General features: G+C 64.5%; 13 protein-coding genes. 7 read left to right on the top strand and 6 right to left on the bottom strand.

The genetic code is table 11. From position 1 onward, the window contains the following. Positions 1-75: 75 nt before the first annotated feature. The 3 genes from AC1RBA_RS01535 to ppnN form a co-directional block, all read right to left on the bottom strand. Positions 76-882, bottom strand: coding sequence for a transporter substrate-binding domain-containing protein (locus tag AC1RBA_RS01535; RefSeq protein WP_070219948.1), 807 nt, complete (start codon positions 880-882; stop codon positions 76-78). Positions 883-1,097: 215 nt separating this feature from the next. Next, positions 1,098-2,168, bottom strand: a complete 1,071-nt coding sequence (locus AC1RBA_RS01530; protein WP_070313555.1) for a LacI family DNA-binding transcriptional regulator — start codon at positions 2,166-2,168, stop codon at positions 1,098-1,100. A 208-nt stretch (positions 2,169-2,376) separates the two neighbouring features. Beyond that, a complete protein-coding gene (ppnN, locus tag AC1RBA_RS01525) occupies positions 2,377-3,747 on the bottom strand; it encodes a nucleotide 5'-monophosphate nucleosidase PpnN (RefSeq protein ID WP_070219944.1) in 1,371 nt (456 codons plus the stop codon). 310 nt (positions 3,748-4,057) lie between these two features. On the opposite strand from ppnN, the gene AC1RBA_RS01520 reads away from it, so the two are divergent. The 4 genes from AC1RBA_RS01520 (at position 4,058) to AC1RBA_RS01505 (ending at position 8,485) form a co-directional block, all read left to right on the top strand. Further along, positions 4,058-5,563, top strand: coding sequence for a peptide MFS transporter (locus tag AC1RBA_RS01520; RefSeq protein WP_070219941.1), 1,506 nt, complete (start codon positions 4,058-4,060; stop codon positions 5,561-5,563). A 130-nt stretch (positions 5,564-5,693) separates the two neighbouring features. After that, entirely contained in the window at positions 5,694-6,371 is a 678-nt protein-coding gene (locus AC1RBA_RS01515) for a UPF0149 family protein (protein WP_492416189.1), read from the top strand. 12 nt (positions 6,372-6,383) lie between these two features. After that, positions 6,384-8,087 carry a hypothetical protein gene (locus AC1RBA_RS01510; protein WP_492416187.1) on the top strand — a complete coding sequence of 568 codons (1,704 nt, stop codon included), beginning with the start codon at positions 6,384-6,386 and terminating at the stop codon, positions 8,085-8,087. A 14-nt stretch (positions 8,088-8,101) separates the two neighbouring features. Beyond that, positions 8,102-8,485 carry a hypothetical protein gene (locus tag AC1RBA_RS01505; protein WP_492416186.1) on the top strand — a complete coding sequence of 128 codons (384 nt, stop codon included), beginning with the start codon at positions 8,102-8,104 and terminating at the stop codon, positions 8,483-8,485. 9 nt (positions 8,486-8,494) lie between these two features. On the opposite strand, the gene AC1RBA_RS01500 is transcribed toward AC1RBA_RS01505, so the two are convergent. Then, on the bottom strand, positions 8,495-8,722 hold the full coding sequence (locus AC1RBA_RS01500) for a hypothetical protein (RefSeq protein ID WP_070219933.1): 228 nt from the start codon (positions 8,720-8,722) through the stop codon (positions 8,495-8,497). A 144-nt stretch (positions 8,723-8,866) separates the two neighbouring features. Here AC1RBA_RS01500 and AC1RBA_RS01495 point away from each other — a divergent pair, with 144 nt between their 5' ends. Together AC1RBA_RS01495 and AC1RBA_RS01490 are read left to right on the top strand one after the other, a co-directional pair. Then, entirely contained in the window at positions 8,867-10,060 is a 1,194-nt protein-coding gene (locus AC1RBA_RS01495) for a prenyltransferase/squalene oxidase repeat-containing protein (protein WP_492416184.1), read from the top strand. Then, the gene (locus tag AC1RBA_RS01490) at positions 10,053-10,973 is read left to right on the top strand and encodes an AAC(3) family N-acetyltransferase (protein WP_492416182.1); all 921 of its coding nucleotides are present in this window, start codon (positions 10,053-10,055) and stop codon (positions 10,971-10,973) included. The genes AC1RBA_RS01495 and AC1RBA_RS01490 overlap by 8 nt, the downstream gene beginning before the upstream one ends. Before the next feature lie 9 nt (positions 10,974-10,982). On the opposite strand, the gene hepB is transcribed toward AC1RBA_RS01490, so the two are convergent. Together hepB and AC1RBA_RS01480 are read right to left on the bottom strand one after the other, a co-directional pair. Next, positions 10,983-13,862: a heparin/heparin-sulfate lyase HepB gene (gene hepB / locus AC1RBA_RS01485; protein WP_492416180.1), complete on the bottom strand. Its 2,880-nt coding sequence runs from the start codon at positions 13,860-13,862 to the stop codon at positions 10,983-10,985. 170 nt (positions 13,863-14,032) lie between these two features. Further along, positions 14,033-16,294 carry an OPT family oligopeptide transporter gene (locus AC1RBA_RS01480; RefSeq protein WP_492416178.1) on the bottom strand — a complete coding sequence of 754 codons (2,262 nt, stop codon included), beginning with the start codon at positions 16,292-16,294 and terminating at the stop codon, positions 14,033-14,035. A gap of 199 nt (positions 16,295-16,493) precedes the next feature. Between AC1RBA_RS01480 and AC1RBA_RS01475 the strand changes: the two genes are divergently transcribed. Further along, positions 16,494-18,821, top strand: a complete 2,328-nt coding sequence (locus AC1RBA_RS01475) for a penicillin-binding protein 1A (protein ID WP_492416177.1) — start codon at positions 16,494-16,496, stop codon at positions 18,819-18,821. The last annotated feature ends 308 nt before the right edge of the window (positions 18,822-19,129 follow it).

Here is a 19,129-nt window from a genome sequence, read left to right as displayed (position 1 = left end):
TGCGTGCGCATCCCCGGCCGCGCCACCGTGGCGGCGCGCCGTGCGGACGGGCACTTTCCTATGCGGCTGGCGGTATCAGAAGGTCGGCAGCGCCGGCAGCGGCGCGCCGCTCCACTTGCGCGCGATGGCGTCGAGTTCGCCGTTCAGCTTGACGTAGTAGATGAAGTTGTTGAGCCACTGGTGCAGCTCGAAGTCGCCGCGGCGCACCGCCATCGAGTTCGGCTGCAGCGAATAGGTGAAGCGGACCTCGATCTTGCCCGCGCCGCGCGTCTTGATGATGTCGAGCGCCATCGTGCTGGGAATCGAGACGGCGTCGACCTGCTTGCTGAGCAAGGCCTGGGTGACGGTGGCGTCATCCTCGAAACGCACGATATTGGTGCCGGCCGGCGCCAGGCGGCTCAGCGCCGTGTCGTTGGTGGTGCCGCGCGTCACGCCCACTTTCTTGCCCTTCAACTCGGCCAGGGCCTTGAATTTGCCGCCCACCGGCGCGACGATGGCCAGTTCGAACGCGCTGTAAGGCATGGTGAACATCAGGGTCTTGGCCCGTTCCGGCGTGGGCGCCAGGGTCGCCACGAGGAAATCGACCTTGCCCGACTCCAGCGACGGCACACGCGACGGCGCCGTCAACGGGACTATTTCCACGGGCAGGTTCATGTATTTGCCGATCAGGTTGGCGACGTCGACGTCATAGCCGACGGGCGCGCCCTTGGCGTCGATGCTGCCGAACGGCGGCGTGCCGCTGACCACGCCGATGGTCAGCTTGCCTTTTTTGATCAGGTCGCCAAGCGTCTGGGCGCCGGCATCGGCCGCCGCACCCAGGGCAAACGTTGCTGCGAGCGCGCACGCCACGATCTTCGAATACAACAGTGTAGTCATCTTCATGCTTCAGTCTCCTGTGATCCCGGTACCGGCCTCGTCGAGGCACTGCCGGGAATATTGTCAAATGGACGATTCGGATCGCCTCTTGCCGTGTCATTTCAACTTCATGCCAACCATTGCCCTGCCTGACTATTCACGCCCCTTTCCAGCGTAAAAACAGTTTATGAAACCGGTTCCATAACTATCTCAAAAAAAAGGGCAAGGCCCTCTTCCCCTCCTCAAGCGTCGCCGCCCTTGCGTACTTCGCTACCCTGGGTGGAATTGCGCACAATCAACTTGCCAGGCAACAGCACCTCGCGCGGCGGGCATTGATCGCCCTGCAGGCGCGACAGCATGCACGTCATCGCCGAAAAGCCGATGTCATAGGTCTGCTGCTCGATCGTGCTCAGGCCCGCCAGCGGCGACCATGGCAATTCATCAAAGCCCAGCAAGCCCACGTCCTGCGGCATGCGCAAGGCAAGGCGCTGCAGCATCAGCGCCAGTTCCAGCGCCACCATGCCGTTCGAGGCCAGCAGCGCCACGCGGCGGCCGCGCCACTGCGCCAGGCATAGACGCACCTGCGCGTCGATGGCGGACCGGTCGTCCAGGTCCACGGCCAGCACTTCGCCCACGCAGCCGGGATGCTCGGCCATCACGGCCTGGAACCCTTCGGCGCGCATCAGCCGCGAACTGACGCCCGTCAATGGCGGCGCGACGAAGGCGATGGCGTCGAAACCCTGCTCGATCAGATGCGCGGTGGCCAGCCGGCCCGCCTGCACATTGTCCAGGCCCACGAGGTCGAAATCGGCGCCCTCGATGCGGCGGTCGACCAGCACGATGGGCATGTCCGCCTGCTGTAAGTCGGACGACTGAATATTGCGCCCCTGCGTGTTGACGATCAGCCCTTCCACGCTGTACGAGCGCAGCGCGGCCAGCGACTGGCGTTCGCGCTGTTCGTCATTGCCGGTATTACACAGAATCAAGGTATAGCCATGCTGCTGGCAAGCCGCTTCCACGCCTTGCAGCACGGCCACCGTGTAGGGATTGAGCATGTCGGCCACGACCATGCCGATCAGGCGCGTGCGTCCCCGCTTGAGACCGCGCGCCATCTGGTTCGGCTGGTAGCCGAGACGCGCGATGGTGCTGGCGATCTGCTGGCGGATATTTTCGGACAGGGCATCGAGTTCGCCGCCGAGAAAGCGCGACACGCTCGTCTTCGACACGCCCGCCTCACGCGCCACCTGGGCGATGGTCACGGGCCGTGGCGGCTCGCCGGAGGCTGTTTTTTTGTTGCCGCGTACTGAATCCAAGGTGCTCTCCACTACCTGTTGATCTGCATATTTTTATTTTGGAACCGGTTCCAAAGATAGCACCCACGCATCGATGACGCAAGCGATTTGATTGCCTGTGGCGGCGAAGGAACACGATGGGGGCATGGATGGGAACGCGGATGAAAAGGCGCCGCCCGCCCCCCCTTGCAAACACAGGGGGCGGGCGGCGCGATGGTGTCAAGACTGTTTACTGGACCACGGTATAGCACGGCACGTAGGCCGTGCCCGCCAGTTTCATGCGGTGCTGCGCGACGAACGAGGCGAGCAGCGCATCCATGGGGCCGGCGATGGATTTGTCGCCATGGATTTCGAAGTTGCCGTGCTTTTCGATCGAGCGGATGCCGTCATCCTTGACGTTGCCCGCCACCACGCCCGAGAACGCGCGGCGCAGCTGGGCCGCCAGCAAGTGCGTGGGCTGGTTCTTGTGCAGGCTCAGGTTGCGCATGTTTTCATGCGTGGGCTGGAAAGGCTTCTGGAACTCGTGGTCGATCTTCAGCAGCCAGTTGAAGTAATACGCGTCGCTGTGCGCCTTGCGGAATTCGCGCACCTGGCGTATGCCTTCGAGCATTTCGCGCGCCACCAGTTCCGGGTCGTCGATGATGATTTTATAGCGCTGCTGCGCTTCCGGGCCCAGCGTGTCGTGGATGAACTGGTTGATCTGCACGAAGTACTCGCGCGACGTTTCCGGGCCCGTGAAGATCAGCGGGAACGGAATCTCGGCGTTGTCCGGGTGCAGCAGGATGCCGAGGATATACAGAATCTCTTCGGCCGTGCCCGCGCCGCCGGGGAAGACGACGATGCCGTGGCCGGCGCGCACGAACGCTTCCAGGCGCTTTTCGATGTCCGGCATGATGACCAGGTCATTGACGATGGGGTTCGGCGACTCGGCCGCGATGATGCCCGGCTCCGTGATGCCGAGATAGCGGCCATTGTGCAAACGCTGCTTGGCGTGGCCGATGGTGGCGCCCTTCATGGGGCCCTTCATGGCGCCCGGGCCGCAGCCCGTGCAGATGTCGAGGCCGCGCAAGCCCAGCTGGTAGCCCACTTCCTTCGAATAATTGTATTCGGCGCGGTTGATCGAGTGGCCGCCCCAGCAGACGACCAGGTTCGGGTTGAGCTGGGTTTGCAGCACGTTGGCGTTGCGCAGGATGTGGAAGACGGCGTCCGTCACGCCTTCCGTGCTCTGCAAGTCGAATTTCGGGTTGCCCGTCACTTCGTCGCTGACGAAGATGATGTCGCGCAGCACGGCGAACAGGTGCTCGTGGATGCCCTTGATCATCTTGCCGTCGACGAAGGCGATGGCTGGCGCGCCCTTGATGTCGAGCTTGATGCCGCGCTCGCGCTGGATGATGGAGATTTCAAACGACTGGTAGCGCTCCAGCAGGGCGCGGCCGTCGTCGATGGTGCTGCCGCAATTCAAGACCGCCAGCGCGCAGCGGCGGAAAGTGTTGTACAGGCCGCCCTGGCTGGTGTCGAGCAGTTTGTTGACTTCAGTCTTGGAGAGCACGTCCAGGCGGCCTTCCGGTGAAACCAGAGTATCGATAACGTCGTGTTCCATAATGCGAAAAATCCTTTAAAAATCGATGCTCGAAGGTCTTGCAGCCTTAATATACGACAAGTCAGGCAAGTTGTGCTGTGCCGCCGCAAAATCGCCCAGGCCATCCTTGCCTGCAAACCGGTTTGACTAATATGAAACAGTCATTCTTGCTAATGCGAATCGAAACCTTCGCTCCGCGCAATTTGTAGATTAGAATGCCAGCCTATTGGAATTCCCGTGCGTACGGTTCTTCATGAGAGTCCCCGCCGCCCGCAGGCTTCCATAAGTTCGTTGTATCGATTGACTATAATAATTTTTCAGGAGGAACCGCATGAGCGGTGCGACTACGCCCAACAAGGAAGCCGTTATTCCCGAGTTCAAGCAGATTATGGGCCATCCAAGCCCATTGTGGATGTTGTTCATGACTGAATTCTGGGAACGCTTCGCGTTCTACGGAGTTCGCTGGGCGCTGGTACTGTACATCGTGGCCCAGTTCCACGGCGGCGACGGTTCGGGACAGGCAGCGGCCAACCTGACCTACGGTTCCTTCCTCGCGCTGGTGTACGCCGGCGCCCTGTTCGGCGGCTACATCGCCGACCGCGTCATCGGTTACCAGCGTTCCATCCTGCTGGGCGCCATCTTCATGGCTGCCGGCCTGTTCTGCATCTCCGTGCCGAACCAGGACATCTTCAACCTGGGCCTGGCCACGATGATCGTCGGTAACGGCATGTTCAAGCCGAACATCTCGACCATGGTCGGCAAGCTGTACACGACCGCCGATCCGCGCCGCGACAGTGGTTTCACGATCTTCTACATGGGCATCAACATGGGCGCCATGGTCGCGCCTGTCTTCACGCAATGGCTGGCCGAGTCGATCTTCGGCACCAGCGCCATGCCGTCGTACAAGATGGTCTTCATGGCCTCCGGTTTCGGCATGCTGATCAGCCTGGTATGGTTCTTCATCGGCCGCCGCGCCCTGAAGGGCATCGGCGCTCCGGAAGCCGGTTCCGGCAACCCGATGCGCGTCGTCTGGGTGGCCGTCGGCTCCCTGTGCGTGATCCCGCTGATGTATTTCCTGCTGACCGTCGGCGCTGAAAAGCTGCAAATCGTCCTGACCGTGCTGTTCGTCGGCCTGGCCGTCATGCTGATGATCGAAGGCATCCGCAACGGCAAAGTGGCGCGCGACCGCGTCATCGCCATGCTGCTGATCTTTGTCTTCAACATCCTGTTCTGGATGTTCTTCGAACAGGCAGGCAGCTCGTTTACTTTCCTGGCTGACAAGATCGTCAACCGCGACCTGGGCTTCTGGATCTTCCCGACCGCCTACTTCCAGACCGTCAATTCGGTCGCCATCATCGTCTTCGCGCCGATCATCGCCGCCGTCTGGGTCTTCCTGGCGCGCCACAACGTCAACCCTTCGATCCCGCGCAAATTCGGCCTGGGCTTGCTGGGCAATGCGCTGGCCTTCGGCCTGCTGATCTTCGCTCTGTCGAGCCTGGTTGGCGCCGATAACAAGATCCCGTTCTGGACCCTGACCACCGTGTACGTGCTGCAATCGATCGGCGAGCTGTGCCTGTCGCCTATCGGCCTGTCCATGGTCACCAAGCTGGCGCCAGTGCGCCTGGTGGGCCTGGGCATGGGCGGCTGGTTCCTGTCGACCGGTATCGGCAACAACCTGTCGGGCATTTTCGCCAGCCACGTCAGCGGCACGAGCGGCATGTCGGTGCAATCGGCCCTGTCCGGCTACACCTTCGGCTTCTGGTCCCTGCTGGGCGCCGGCGTCGTGCTGTTTCTGATCGCACCGCTGATCAACAAACTGATGCACGGCGTGAAGTAAGCGTTCTGCCTTAGCTGAAAACGGCGGCCCGCGGGCCGCCGTTTTTCATTCCGGCGCCGGTTGTTGCCTTGGCGGGCGGTACAATACAGCCAGGGCCACCGGCCACTCCCCCCACTCAGCAAAGAATATTATGTCCAGCATCTCCACCACCTCGCCCCTCTCCGACGACGAATACGCCGAACTCGACACCCTGCTGGCCGCGCCCGCGCTGGAAAGCCGTGCCATGGACGTGTCGATGCTCGAAGGTTTTCTCACAGCCGTCGCCCTGAACCCGAAACAGATCGCGCAGGAGCAGTGGTTGCCATGGGTCTGGGACAAGGCGGCCGGCAGCGCCGCGCCCGCAGCGGATGCTGCCAGCGAACGGGCGGCCAGCCTGGCCCGCCGCCACCACGCCTACATGGTCGAATGGCTGGCGAAGGACCCGGACAGCTTCGAGCCCATCTACGTCTGCGGCCCCGAATGGAGCGTGCCCGCCTGGTGCGCCGGCTTTATACTTGGCACGAGCCTGGACAAGCCCCAGTGGGCGGCCCTGGCCGTCAGCCATCCTGATTACCTGGCGCCGTTCCAGCACCTGGCCAGCGCCAGCGAACTCGATGACGATGCGGCTGAAACGGCCATGGATGGCGTGATTCCCGCCGTCATCGCCATCAACGCCGCCTGGGCGCGCCAACGCCACCTGAAGCAAAGCCAGCCCGGGGCCACCGTGCTGCGCGAACTGCCGAAAACGGGCCGCAACGACCCGTGCCACTGCGGCAGCGGCAAAAAATACAAGAAATGCTGCGCCGACGCCGATAGCGCGGCCGGCTAAGGACGCATCTCCTTGCGCCAGCTGCTGACGGCCATCCTGCGCTTCCTGCTGCGCCACGCGCTGCAGTTCGCCCTGTTCATCGTCATCCTGCTGGCCGGCCGATTGCTGCTGGCCGAATGGCGCAGCTACAGCGCCGGCAGCGAGGCTGTCGCCGCCCTGCGCCAGGCTTCCGGCAGCGCCGATAGCCATGGTGCCAGCCTGGCCGAGGCGGCCACGCTGCGCGTCAACGCCTTGCAGCACGCCTCGCACGCGGCCATCGCGGCACGCCTGAAGCAAGTGCAGGCGCAACTGGCCGCCTTGCGCGCGCAGCGGCAGCCGTCGCTGTTCACCCTTCCCCTGCCCGACCCGAGCACCCTGGCCTTGCATGCGCAAGACGAAGCCACGCGCCGCGTGGAAATCGAAGTGCTGGCGCAGGAAGCCCGTTACCTGAGCGCCCTGCAGGCGGCGATCGGCGGCGAAGATGCACGCCAGACGCTGGCGCGCCTGCATGCGGAACATGTGCGCGCGTATGCCGCACTGCAACACAACCTGCGCCAGCGCCGGGAACTGGAAGCGCAGCATCCCGTGGCGGCGCGCCTGCCCGGCAGCGACGCCTACGCGCAGCTGTCGCAGCTCGACGCGGAGGGCCAGCGCTTGCGCGACACCAATCTGCAAGCCTATCAGGCCTGGCTGGCGCAGCGCGCGCGCACCAGCAACGCCACCAACATCACCCGCCCCGCGCCATTCGCCGTCGATAATGCGGCGCTGGCCGGCGCGCTGGCGCCCGTACAAAAGGCGATTGCGGCAGGCGAAGAACAACTGGCGCGCAACTGGATCGCCCGCTGGCGCGCTCCCGTGCTCGACGTGGCGCCCACGGCCGCCTTGCTGGTGCTGTCGGCCATCCTGCTGCCCGCCGCCATCAAGGCCTTCTTTTACTTCGTGCTGGCGCCCATCGCTTCGCGCCTGAAGCCCTTGTCCATCGCGCACGCGCTGGGCGTGACGGCCACTGCGCTCCCCCTGCCGCCCGATGGCCAGTCCCGCATTTCCGCCGTCTCGCAGGGCTTGCTGCTGCAGCCCGGCCAGCGCATGCTGATCCATCCCGAATACCTGCAATCGTCGCCCGTCGGCACGCATAAACGCACGCAGTGGCTGCTGGACTGGCGCTTTCCCTTCACCAGCCTGGCCGCCGGCATGGCGGCGCTGACGCGGCTGGAAAGCGACGTGACCGCATCCGTGACGATTTCCGCCAGCGACGACCCGCTGCTGGAAGTGGCCGTCGTCCACCTGCCGACCGGCAGCGCGCTCGTATTCCAGCCGCGGGGCCTCGTGGGCCTGGTCTGCGACGCGGGCCAGCCGCTGGCGCTATCGAGCCACTGGCGCCTGGGCAGCCTGCACGCCTGGCTCACATTGCAGCTGCGCTTCATCGTGTTTCGCGGCCCCGTCACCCTGATCGTGCGCGGCTGCCGCGGCGTGCGCCTGGAACGGGCGGGCCAGGGCCGCTCCATCAGCCAGTCCGCCACCCTGGGCTTTACCACCGACGTGCTGTACTCGACGATGCGCAGCGAAACCTTCCTGCCCTACCTGCGCGGCCAGCAAGCCTTGCTCAACGACCGCTTCGACGGCGGCAACGGCGTCTACCTGTACGAAGAAACCCCGCGCCACGGCAAGCAGCCGGGCAAGGTAGGCAGCTGGTTCGAGGGTTTTACTGACGCGATCCTGAAAGTGTTCGGCATCTAGCCGGAGAGACCATAATGAACGATTTCCTGTTTGCCGATTTTCTCGAAGACCACGCCGTGTATGCGGCGGCAGAGGCGTACTGGCAGGCACGTTTGGCCTTCCTCGACAGCCAGTGCGCGCCGTATCTGCGCACCGCATTTGCCAATGGCCAGCCATTTTATGACGGCAATCCCATCGTCAACCTGGCGGACCGCAACGCCGGCAAGGCGGTGCGCATCGTGCAGCAATGCCCGCAGGAGTTCGGCCCCTGCTACACGAGCTTCGGGCAAGCCATCGAGCTGGCCGGCAGTGATGGGCAGCATCGCCCGGCGCAGGAAATGGTCATCGTGCTCACGTTGACCGAAGACTCGGCGCAGAAGGCCGTCGATGAACTGCGCGCGTGGTTTGCGCCAGCATAAGGATGCCGGCTACGCCGCAATCGAATGCGACACCGTCAGCCACTCGCCCGGCTGCAAATTCGCCGCCGCCTCGCGCGCGGCCAGCACGCTGTCCGGGTCCAGGTCGGACCGGTTCAGCTTGTAGGAATAGGCGAAATCGTCGGCATCGAATGCCTGCCCCGCCTTGACGTAATACTTGAAGCCGACAAACGAGTCGGGATTGGTGACGACCGAATACTCAAGCGTGACGGTGTTCATGGCGGGCCTCGTCGGCGATGGTGATACAGCCATTATGCGTCAATTCCCGCGGCAGCGACGCGGCGGCCAATCCTTGCGGCAAGTCAATAGCCTTGCCGATGGCCGGCGCTACAGTAGCCTGAGCCAACCACCGGATGGAATGCCATGCGCGCCTTGCTCGCGAAACTCAGGAATACTCTGGCGCCGCAGGCGGGCCTGCCGGCGGCGGCGCGCATGGAGCGGCTGTCGGACCGGCGCGGCCTGCCCGCTTTTGACCCCGGGCCGCAAGCTGTCGTCGAGGCCTGCACGGCCTGGCTATGCGCGGCGCAGGACCATTCCAGCTCCAACGACGGCGGCGTCGCGCGCGATTACAGCCTGCTGACGGGCTGGGCTAGCTCCTATCCCGAAACCACCGGCTACATCATCCCCACCGTCATCGCCCTGGCGCAGCGCACGGGCGACGAGGGCGGGGATGATGCGCTGCACGAGCGCGCGCGCCGCATGCTCGACTGGTGCGTGGCCATCCAGTTCCCGGAAGGCGGTTTCCAGGGCGGGAAGATCGATTCGACGCCGCGCGTGCCCGTCACCTTCAACACAGGCCAGATCCTGCTTGGCCTGGCGGCCGGCGTGGCAGCGTACGGCGGGGCCTACGAGGACGCCATGCACCGCGCGGCACGCTGGCTGCGCGACAGCCAGGATGCCGACGGCTGCTGGCGCCGCCATCCGACGCCGTTCGCCAGCGCCGGCGACAAGGCGTATGAAACGCACGTGGCGTGGGGCTTGTTCGAAGCGGACCGCATCGCGCCGGGCCACGGCTATGGCGCGGCGGGCCTGCGCCAGGTCGACTGGGCGTTGACGAAGCAGCGCCCCAATGGCTGGTTCGCCTCGAACTGCCTGGACAACCCGCTGCTGCCCCTGACCCACACCATCGGCTACGCCTTGCGCGGCGTGCTCGAAGCGCACCGCTTTTCGGCGCGCGCCGACCTGCTGGAGGCCGCCGCGCGCACCGGCACGAGCGTCGCCAGGGCCGTGGCGGCAGACGGCTACCTGCCTGGCCGTCTCGGACCCGACTTCCAGCCGGGGGCCGGCTACGCCTGCCTTACCGGTTCCGCGCAAAACGCGCATTGCCTGTTCCTGCTGTACCAGCTCACGGGCGAGCGGCACTACCTCGACGCGGCGCGCCGCCTGAATAGTTACGTGCGGCGCGCGGTCAGCATCGACGGCCCCGCGCACGCGCGCGGCGGCGTCAAGGGCTCGTTTCCCGTCGATGGCGACTACGGCACCTGGGCTTACCTGAACTGGGCCGCCAAGTTCTGCATCGATGCCAACCTGCTGGAATTGGAGTCAGGCCATGCTTGAAGGGGCCAGGCGCACCGCCAGGGCCGCGCTGGAAACGTGGCGCCGCGCCGCCAGCGCCCGCAACATGCGCCACGGCGCGCGCCACGTGACGCGCGCCGGATTGGCCGCCGATCTGGCGCGGCTGGGCATCGCGCATGGAGATACGCTGTTCGTGCACTCTTCGCTGAAAAGCCTCGGCTACGTGGAAGGCGGCGCGGCGGCCGTGATTGGCGCCCTGCAGGACGCCGTCGGCCCGCAAGGCACCCTGCTGCTGCCCACCTACTATCTGCCGGGCGGGACCGTGCGCGCCACCTGCGACATGAAAGACTATGTGTTCGACCCGCGCCGCCATGGCACGCACATGGGGCGCCTGCCCGAAGCGTTCCTCGCCAGCGCCGGTGTCCGGCGCAGCATCCACCCGACCCACTCCGTGTCCGCGTGGGGCCGCCATGCCGCCGCGCTCACCGAGGCGCATCACCGCGCGCCATCGATTTTCGGCGTGGATTCGCCCTGGCAGCGCTTCATCGGCTGCGAGCGGGCCAAGGTGCTGGGCCTGGGCATTTCCATGGGACCGGTGACGTTCTATCACGCGCTGGAAGACGCCATGGGCGAGGCCTTTCCCGTGCCCGTGTGGGCAGGCGAGACAAAGCTGCTGACCTGCCTGGACCACGCCGGCCGGCGCTGGGACGTGCCCGTGCGCCCCTTCGATCCGGCCATCGCGCAGCGCCGCATCGACCATCCCGGGCGCGGCGACCTGCGCGACTACTTTCACCGGGAGTTCGACGCCGCCGGCCTGCGCGTCAACGGGCACGTGGGCGACGCGGCGTCGTGGTGCATACCGGCGCAGGCATTTTATGACCACCTGCGCCAAATGGCGTCCGAACACGTGACGATCTACGCAAGCGCTGCACAACTGGCGGCGCGGCCTGTCTAGCCTGGCCTTTCACGGCACGGCCGGTGACGCTGGCAACGCCGCCGCCGCGCGCCCGGTGCCACTTGCGCTGCGCTGCAGGTCGTACACACCGCCGCCATTGGCGACAAAATACAAGGCACCGCCGTCGTCACTCACCTCATCCTCGATGGGGCCGCCCGACCCGCGCTTGCGGACAGTCCAGCTTCCCGCCTGCAAATCCGTCACCAGCACCTGCATGGACGCGCTTTGTGCCGGCAGCTCGAAGGTGACGGTCCCGCCCAGCGGCAAGCCGCTCCTGGAAAACAGCACCACGCGGTCCTTGATCTGCACGCCGGCCAGCAGCGGCGAAGCGATGGCCGTCGTGGGCAGCGCTGGCAGCGCGCTGCCGGCATCCATCACCTGCATGACATTGAGGAACAAGTCCGTTTCGCTGGCGGCCGGCGGCGACACTTCCAGCCGCCAGGCGCCCGCTTCCTCGGTCGAATAGTCCGCTTCAGGCTGGATGGGATAGTTGATGCCGCCGACGCTGAATTCATTGCCGCTGCCGCCCACCTTGGCCAGCACGGCATTCGTTGGCAACACGGTGCGGTTGATCAGCTTGCCGTTGTACTGCAAGGTGCTGTTGTAGTCCCAATCCGTACGCTGGATGACCACCGTGTCGCCGCTGATTTCCGGCTCGGACTGGCTGTGCAACAGCCAGGTCTTCCTGAACCCCGCATCGCTGGCGCTGACCTTGTCGAACACGATCAGCGCGGCCGGGTGGTTCGCATCCTTGAGGTTCAAGAACACGAACGAGCGCTGAAACTGGCGCACCTTGCTGCTGTAGGCCGCCGTCAGGTCGCCCTTGATGTAGCTGAAGTCCGGCGCCTGCGCCTGGGGGCCGGACTGGTGCCGCAGGACCGTGGCCACCTTGTAGCCGTTGGCCAGTTCCGCCAGGGTTTGCGGCTCCTCGCCAGGAAAGCGCTGTCCGCCGTCATTGGCATAACCGTCAAAACTCTCGCTGGGGTCATACACCAGCATCGTGTTATGCGCGATGCTGCGCTTGTGATAGTTCATGTCGTGCGCGCTGCCGTATTCCAGGACAATGGCGGGATCGGCGACATCCCTGCCGCTGTAAATGCCCGAATCGATGGCCAGGCCGCCCTTGTAGTAAATCTGGAAATGCCCGGCGTCGTAATGCTCGTGGTTGCCGAACCAGTCGCCGCCCAGCTTCATCGTCGCCACGACATTGCCCGACTCGACATGTATGCCATCGCTCCATCCCGTGCGGGCGATCATCAAGCCGGCGGGATCGGGGAAATACTTGGTCAAGGGCAAGGTGGCCGGATTGGGCGTGCTGTCCATGCCTGTATTGCCAAGCAAAATAGGCCAGATGCTGTCCTTGGCATGGATAAAACTGGTCGACTGCTGCAGCGACTGCTTCAAATACTCATGCTTCAAGGTGGAATTGTTATAGTAGGTCGCGGGCAACATGAAGGCCAGCGGTTCGCTCCAGGTCTGCCTGCTGTTGGTATAGGAGGAATGATAGACGTCGCCATCACGCATCCATTGCCCGTCGGGGCGGCGCGTGTAGAGCCAATGATACGGCGTCATCTGCTGCACGGGATCGAGCACGGGGGCAGCGCCCATGCGCCGGAACAGCCAGGCGGCGTACATGTCCGCCAGGAAACGCACCGTGCCATAGGACGCGCCCTGGTGATAGGCTTGCGCGGCGTAGGCGTAGTTACGCGGCGCGATATAGTCGGCAAAGAAGCGCCCGGCAACGATGTTGTAGACCAGCGGCGCCTCGTCATAAAAGGCGATGGCGGCCGCTAGCTGGTCACGCAGCAGCTGGTTGTCGCTGCCATGGCCCACGACGGCGCCTTGACGCGATGGCGGAAAGCCGATTTCCATCGTGGCGGCAATCTGCGTAAAGCGCGTGACGACATAGGCGCGCTGCTGCGCGCTCATCAGATGGAAGCACCAGTCATACACCATGGCGCTGGCCAGGATGATGTCGCCTTTTTCGTTCGGGTGGCTATACCCGGGCGAAAAGCGCACGGCCGCCAGGTAGTCGAGCAGCATTTGCACGGCTTCGCGCCCCCGTTGCGCCTGCACCGGCGAACCGTCGCGTTCGTACAGCAGCGAGAACAGCGCCTTCGCCTTGATCGTGCTTACCACGTCGACCTGGTGGTTGCTCCCGGCGGGGCCGCCTGGCACGAACACGGGTAGCGCCACGACCGCCGGTGATGCGATAAACCCATTCAGGACAGCGCGATGCGTAGCCATCTCCTGTGCATCAGATTCGAACCGGCTGCGTATGGCCGCCAGGTCGCCCACCCGGGCAAACAGGCGCGGATGCTCGCCTGGCGGCGGCAGCACGGTGGGCAGCGGGTACGCGCCATAGCCTTGCGGCACAAAATCGGCGAGCGCCGTCACCAGCAGGCAATCGATGCCCACGCCGCCCTCGCGGTACTGGAGCTTCAGTTCGCGTTCGCCCGCGGCCAGCCAGCGGGTGACGGGCACCCAGGTCCACTGCGCGGCCTGGCCGGCAATGAACGGCACGGAGACGCTGGCATAGGCGCCATTGTCGAGCGCCAGGTACAGCGATGCGGCGTCCGCCGCCGGCGCCAGCACGCGCAGCCAGACCGTGTAGTTGCCGTCGCGGGGCACGGCCACCGCGTACGACAACTCGGCCGCCGCACCCGGCGTATCGGCGCGCGCCAGGTCCGATGGCGTGGACAGGTAGCTGCCGCCGGAAATCACATTACTGCCAAGATACTCCTGCGTCCAGGGACCGCCCGGCGCCCCGGCTTCCGCCTCGAACATGGCCTCGACGGGAAATGCCGCCGCATGCAGGGCGGGACTGGCCGCCAGCAAGGCGACATGGAGCCAATATTGCAACTTGTGACGGCATCGCAGCTTGAACATGGATGGAACTCCAGTTTGTTGTATTTTAAATATTGTCGATAATATACCACCCTAGGTCCATCTGATTTCATTTTTACAACAAATACTGGCTGCAGCAGCCTGCACGGCGCAAAAAAAACCGCCCGGTATCACCCGGGCGGTTTTGGCTGGCAATGCGGATCGGTCGCGCGCTAGGCCTGCGATGCCTTCTTCTCGCGCGCCACGAAGTACAGCAGCACGATGATGGCCGCATACGGCAGCAGGGACAGCGCATCCGCGTTCAAGCCCGCGTAGAACGGGTTGCCGTGCTCGGCCCAGTCGGCCATCATCTGGTCGAAGTGCGTGAGCACGCCGGCCGTGATTGCAATGATGATGCCGGCCAGCGCGCCGCCGGCGATGTAGCCGGACGCCAGCAGCACGCCCGAACTGCGGTCGCCCGCCAGCTGGCGTTCTTCTTCATTGAGCTTGGCGTTGTGTTCCAGCTTGTTGTTGCGGCGGTCCGCCAGCCAGCGCACCAGGCCGCCGACGAAGATCGGCAAGGTCGACGACAGCGGCAGGTACACGCCCACCGAAAACGCCAGCGATGGAATGCCGGCCATTTCCAGCACCACGGCGATCATCACGCCGAACAGCACCAGGGTCCACGGCAGCTGCTGGTCGAGGATGCCCTTGATGATGTAGGACATCAGCACGGCCTTCGGCGCATCGTATTTCTTCACTTCCGAACCGTCCGGACGCTTGCTGTAGTGGCCGTTGATGCCCGGATCGACCAGGTAAGCGAGTTGCCCATCTTCCTTGACAAAATATTTGCCGGCCGGGCCGCCCACGGTATCGGTCTTTTGCCAGACTTTGTACGTGTTGTGGTCGCTCTCGGCTTGCGGGCCATGCAGCTCGCCCGTCACCGTCAGCTTCGATGCATCGACCGTCAGGCCGGGCGCCACTTGCGCGGCCGGCACGTAGACGGTGCTCGCCTCGTTCAGTTTCAGCAGGATCGGACCGAGGATCAGCGCGGACGACAAGGCGCCCGCCAAAATCGCGTACTGCTGCAGGCGCGGCGTGGCGCCCACCAGGTAGCCCGTCTTCAAGTCTTGCGACGTCGTGCCCGCATTGCTGGCGGCGATGCAGACGATGGCGCCCACCGACAGGGCCGTCACATAGTAACGCCCGCCCGTCCAGCCCATGATCAGGAAGATCAGGCAAGTGAACAGCAAGGTGGCCACGGCCATGCCGGAGATCGGGTTCGACGAGGAGCCGATTTCGCCCGTCAGGCGCGACGACACGGTGGCGAACAGGAAGCCGAAGACGAGGATCAGCAGCGCGCCGAGGAAATTCATGTGCAGCGGCGTGGCGAACGTGATCACGGCGATGATGGACAGGCAGCCGATGACGACCCATTTCAGGGGAATATCCTGGTCCGTGCGCAAGGTGGAATCGGTCTTGATGCCCTTGCCGATGCCCTTCAGGCCGGCCGACAGGCTGCGCCAGATCATGGGCATGGCGCGCACCAGCGAAATCAGGCCGCCGGCGGCCACGGCGCCCGCACCGATGTACAGCACGTAGGCGCTGCGCACGTCGTCCGCGCCCATTTCGCTGATCAACTTGGTGCCCGGCGAGAGCACGGTCGTCAGGCTGTCGCCGAAGAACTTGATCATCGGGATCAAGAGCAGATACGACAGCACGCCGCCGGCGGCCATGGTGGCGGCGATGCGCGGGCCGATGATGTAGCCCACGCCCAGCAATTCAGGGGAAATCTCGGCGCCGATGGAGCCGCCCTTGAGCGGCGCGGCAAATTCCACGCCCGGCGTATCCTTCCAGCCCTTGAACGAGATATTGAAGACTTTATACAGCAAGCCGACGGCAAAACCGCCGAAGATGATCTTGGCGCGGCGCTTGGCGTCCAGCGCGGCGGCCGAATCCTTCTCGATGCTTTCGCCGGCGGCGATGCGCGATTCTTCCGTGGCGGCCGCCTTGAGCACTTCGGCGCACGCCGTGCCTTCGGGGAATTTGAGTTCCTTGTGCTGGTCGACGATCATGGTGCGGCGCATGGGGATCATCATCAGGATGCCCAGCAGGCCGCCGAGGATACCGACCAGCATGACTCTGGAGATTTCCAGGTCGAAGCCGAGGATCAAAATGGCGGGCATGGTCACGCCCAGGCCGAAGGCCAGCGATTCGCCGGCCGAACCGGCCGTCTGCGTGATGCTGTTTTCCAGGATCGACGAATCCTTGCCGCCCACCTTCTTGGCCAGGCCGAACAGGGTGATGGCGATCACGGCGACGGGAATCGAGGCGCTGACGGTCAGGCCCACTTTCAGCACCAGGTACAGCGAGGAGGCGCCAAAGACCATCCCCAGGATGACGCCCATGAACAGCGCGCGGAAGGTCATCTCGGGCAGCTTCGCATCGGCCGGGATGTACGGCTTCACGGCGCTCGGCATTGCATCTTTTGCCATAAATAAATCCTTAATTGTATAAATTAAACAGCCCGGATTGACGCCCGGGCTATTTGCTTGAAGCCGAGACTATCGCACAGCCGCGTTTCGATGAAAAGGTTTTTTGCTCCCGGTCCCGGCGCCCGGCCCGCACGGGGAGCGCCGCCGCATTGGTCTATAATCGCTGCCACCGTGCCCTGCACGCTCATGTGAGACTGCCTTGACTGCCAAACGATCCGGATTCCCCTGGCCCTCCCGCCGCGCCGCCGCGCGCGGCTTCATCATCGCCGGCGGCGCCGCGCTGGCCGCCGCCGTGCTGCTGGCCGCTTACCTGTTCCTGTACGTGCGCCCGCGCCTGCCCGAGCTGGGCGTCATCACCGATTACCAGCCGAAGATCCCGCTGCGCGTGTACACGGCCGACAATGTGCTGATCGGCGAATTCGGCGAAGAACACCGCGACTTCGTGCCGATTGCGCAAGTGCCGGAAATGATGAAGAAAGCCCTGCTGGCCATCGAGGACAGCCGCTTCTACGAACACCACGGCATCGACTTCGTGCGCGCCGGCGGCGCCGTGCTGTCGAACCTGCGCCACGGCTTCGGCCATGGCGGCGGCTCCACCATCACCATGCAGGTGGCGCGCAACTTCTTCCTGACGCGCGAAAAAGTCGCCTCGCGCAAGCTCAATGAAATCATGCTGGCCCTCAAAATCGAAGCGGCCCTGTCGAAAGAGCAGATTCTCGAGCTGTACATGAACCAGATGTACCTGGGCCAGCGCTCATTCGGCTTCGGCAGCGCGGCGCAGACGTATTTCGGCAAACCCTTGTCGGAACTGTCGATCGCGGAAATGGCCATGCTGGCCGGCTTGCCGCAAAACCCGTCGCGCCACAACCCGATCAGCAACCCGAAAAAGGCGCACGCGCGCCAGCAGCTGGTCTTGAAACGCATGCGTGAACTCGATTACATCAGCGAAGGCCAGTACCGGCAGGCGCTGGCGCAGCCGCTGCATATCAACAGCCGCGGCAAACAGGGTTTCGACACGCACGCCGAATACGTGGCCGAACTGGCGCGCCAGGCCGTGTTTGCGCAATTCAAGGAAGACAGCTATATCAAGGGCATCAGCGTCTACACGACGATCCTGAAGGCGGATCAGGACGCGGCCTACGCCTCGACGCGCCGCAACGTCATCGCCTACGACCAGCGCCACGGCTACCGCGGCCCGGAAACCTTCATCGACATGCCGGCCGATCCCGAGCAGCGCGACGACGCCATCGATGCTGCGCTGCAAAAACGTCCGGACAGCGACGGCCTGATCGCCGCCGTCGTCACGGAAGTCGCCAGCGGCAAGGTGGTGGCCGACACGGGCGACGGCGACGCCAAGGCCATCACGGGCGACGGCTTGCGCTTTGCCGCCCCGGCGCTGTCCGCCAAGGCGAGCGCCGGCATCAAGCTGCGCCCGGGCGCCGTGATCCGCATCAGCCAGGACGCCAAGGGTAACTGGGCCATCACGCAAGTGCCGCTGGTGGCCGCCGCCTTCGTTTCGCTGGATGCGGACACGGGCGCCTACCACGCCATGGTGGGCGGCTTCGACTACAACCTGCAAAAGTTCAACCACGTCACGCAGGCGTGGCGCCAGCCCGGTTCGGCCATGAAGCCCTTCGTGTATTCGGCGGCGCTGGAAAAAGGCTTTTCGCCGGCCACCCTGATCAACGACGTGCCCCTGGAAATGCAGGCGGGCGGCAAGGTGTGGGCGCCGCAGAATGACGACTTCAAGTTCGACGGCCCCATCACCATGCGCTACGCGCTGGCGCAGTCGAAGAACGTGGCCTCGGTGCGCATCCTGCGCGCGCTGGGCGTGTCGTACACGCACGACTTCCTGGAAAAATTCGGCTTCGATCCGGCCCGCCAGCCCAGCAATCTGACCATGGCGCTGGGCACGGGTTCCGTCACGCCCGTGCAGATGGCGGGCGCCTACGCCCTGTTCGCCAATGGCGGCCACCAGGTGGAACCATACCTGATCGACCGCATCGTCGACGCCAGGGGCACCATCCTGATGCAGACCAAACCGCCCGCACCGAACGACGACAAGACCCTGGCGCTGGCCCCGCGCAACGCCTTCGTGATGGACAGCATGCTGCGCGAAGTGGCCCGCACGGGCACGGGCGCGGCGGCGACGAAAAAACTGGGACGCAGCGACATCGCCGGCAAGACGGGTACCACCAGCGACGCCGTCGACGGCTGGTTCGCCGGCTACAGCGGCGGCATCGTGGCGGTGGCGTGGATGGGCTACGACGAACCCAAATCGCTGGGCGGACGCGAATTCGGTTCGACCCTGGCCATGCCGATCTGGATCGACTACATGCGCACGGCGCTTTCCACGCGCCCGCAAGTCACGCGCGACGTGCCGGCAGGCCTGAGCCAGGTCGACGGCGAATGGTTGTACGATGAATTCATCGACATGAATGGCGTGAAGACGCTGGATATGGAGGCGGAGACGCCGACGGACCCGGCAGCACTGCCGGAGACGCTGCCGGTGGAAACCACGAACTGACGCAGCTATCTTGTCGGATGACGCTTCGCTAATCCGACCTGCCTCTTACTGCATCAATCACCAGTCGTAGGTCGGGTTAGCCGGGACGGCGTAACCCGACAAGTGCCGCAGCGGCTTACACCGTCTCTTGTCGGATTACGCTTCGCTAATCCGACCTACCTCTTACTGCATCAATCACCAGTCGTAGGCCGGGTTAGCCGGAACGGCGTAACCCGACAGGTGCCGCAGAGGTTTACACCGTATCTTGTCGGATTACGCTTCGCTAATCCGACCTGCCTCTTACTGCATCAATCACCAGTATCTTGTCG

It is taken from the genome of Janthinobacterium sp. GW823-FHT03B06, from assembly GCF_058796955.1.
The sequence above is the reverse complement of the archived record's forward strand: the minus strand, read 5'-3'. Positions and strand labels throughout refer to the sequence as shown.

Bases quoted from the DNA above. Each gene is read 5' to 3' on its own strand.
- AC1RBA_RS01535 (WP_070219948.1), bottom strand. From the start codon at position 882: ATGAAGATGACTACACTGTTGTATTCGAAGATCGTGGCGTGCGCGCTC.
- hepB (WP_492416180.1), bottom strand. From the start codon at position 13,862: ATGTTCAAGCTGCGATGCCGTCACAAGTTGCAATATTGGCTCCATGTC.
- AC1RBA_RS01520 (WP_070219941.1), top strand. From the start codon at position 4,058: ATGAGCGGTGCGACTACGCCCAACAAGGAAGCCGTTATTCCCGAGTTC.
- AC1RBA_RS01505 (WP_492416186.1), top strand. From the start codon at position 8,102: ATGAACGATTTCCTGTTTGCCGATTTTCTCGAAGACCACGCCGTGTAT.
- AC1RBA_RS01500 (WP_070219933.1), bottom strand. From the start codon at position 8,722: ATGAACACCGTCACGCTTGAGTATTCGGTCGTCACCAATCCCGACTCG.
- AC1RBA_RS01495 (WP_492416184.1), top strand. From the start codon at position 8,867: ATGCGCGCCTTGCTCGCGAAACTCAGGAATACTCTGGCGCCGCAGGCG.
- ppnN (WP_070219944.1), bottom strand. From the start codon at position 3,747: ATGGAACACGACGTTATCGATACTCTGGTTTCACCGGAAGGCCGCCTG.
- AC1RBA_RS01515 (WP_492416189.1), top strand. From the start codon at position 5,694: ATGTCCAGCATCTCCACCACCTCGCCCCTCTCCGACGACGAATACGCC.
- AC1RBA_RS01490 (WP_492416182.1), top strand. From the start codon at position 10,053: ATGCTTGAAGGGGCCAGGCGCACCGCCAGGGCCGCGCTGGAAACGTGG.
- AC1RBA_RS01480 (WP_492416178.1), bottom strand. From the start codon at position 16,294: ATGGCAAAAGATGCAATGCCGAGCGCCGTGAAGCCGTACATCCCGGCC.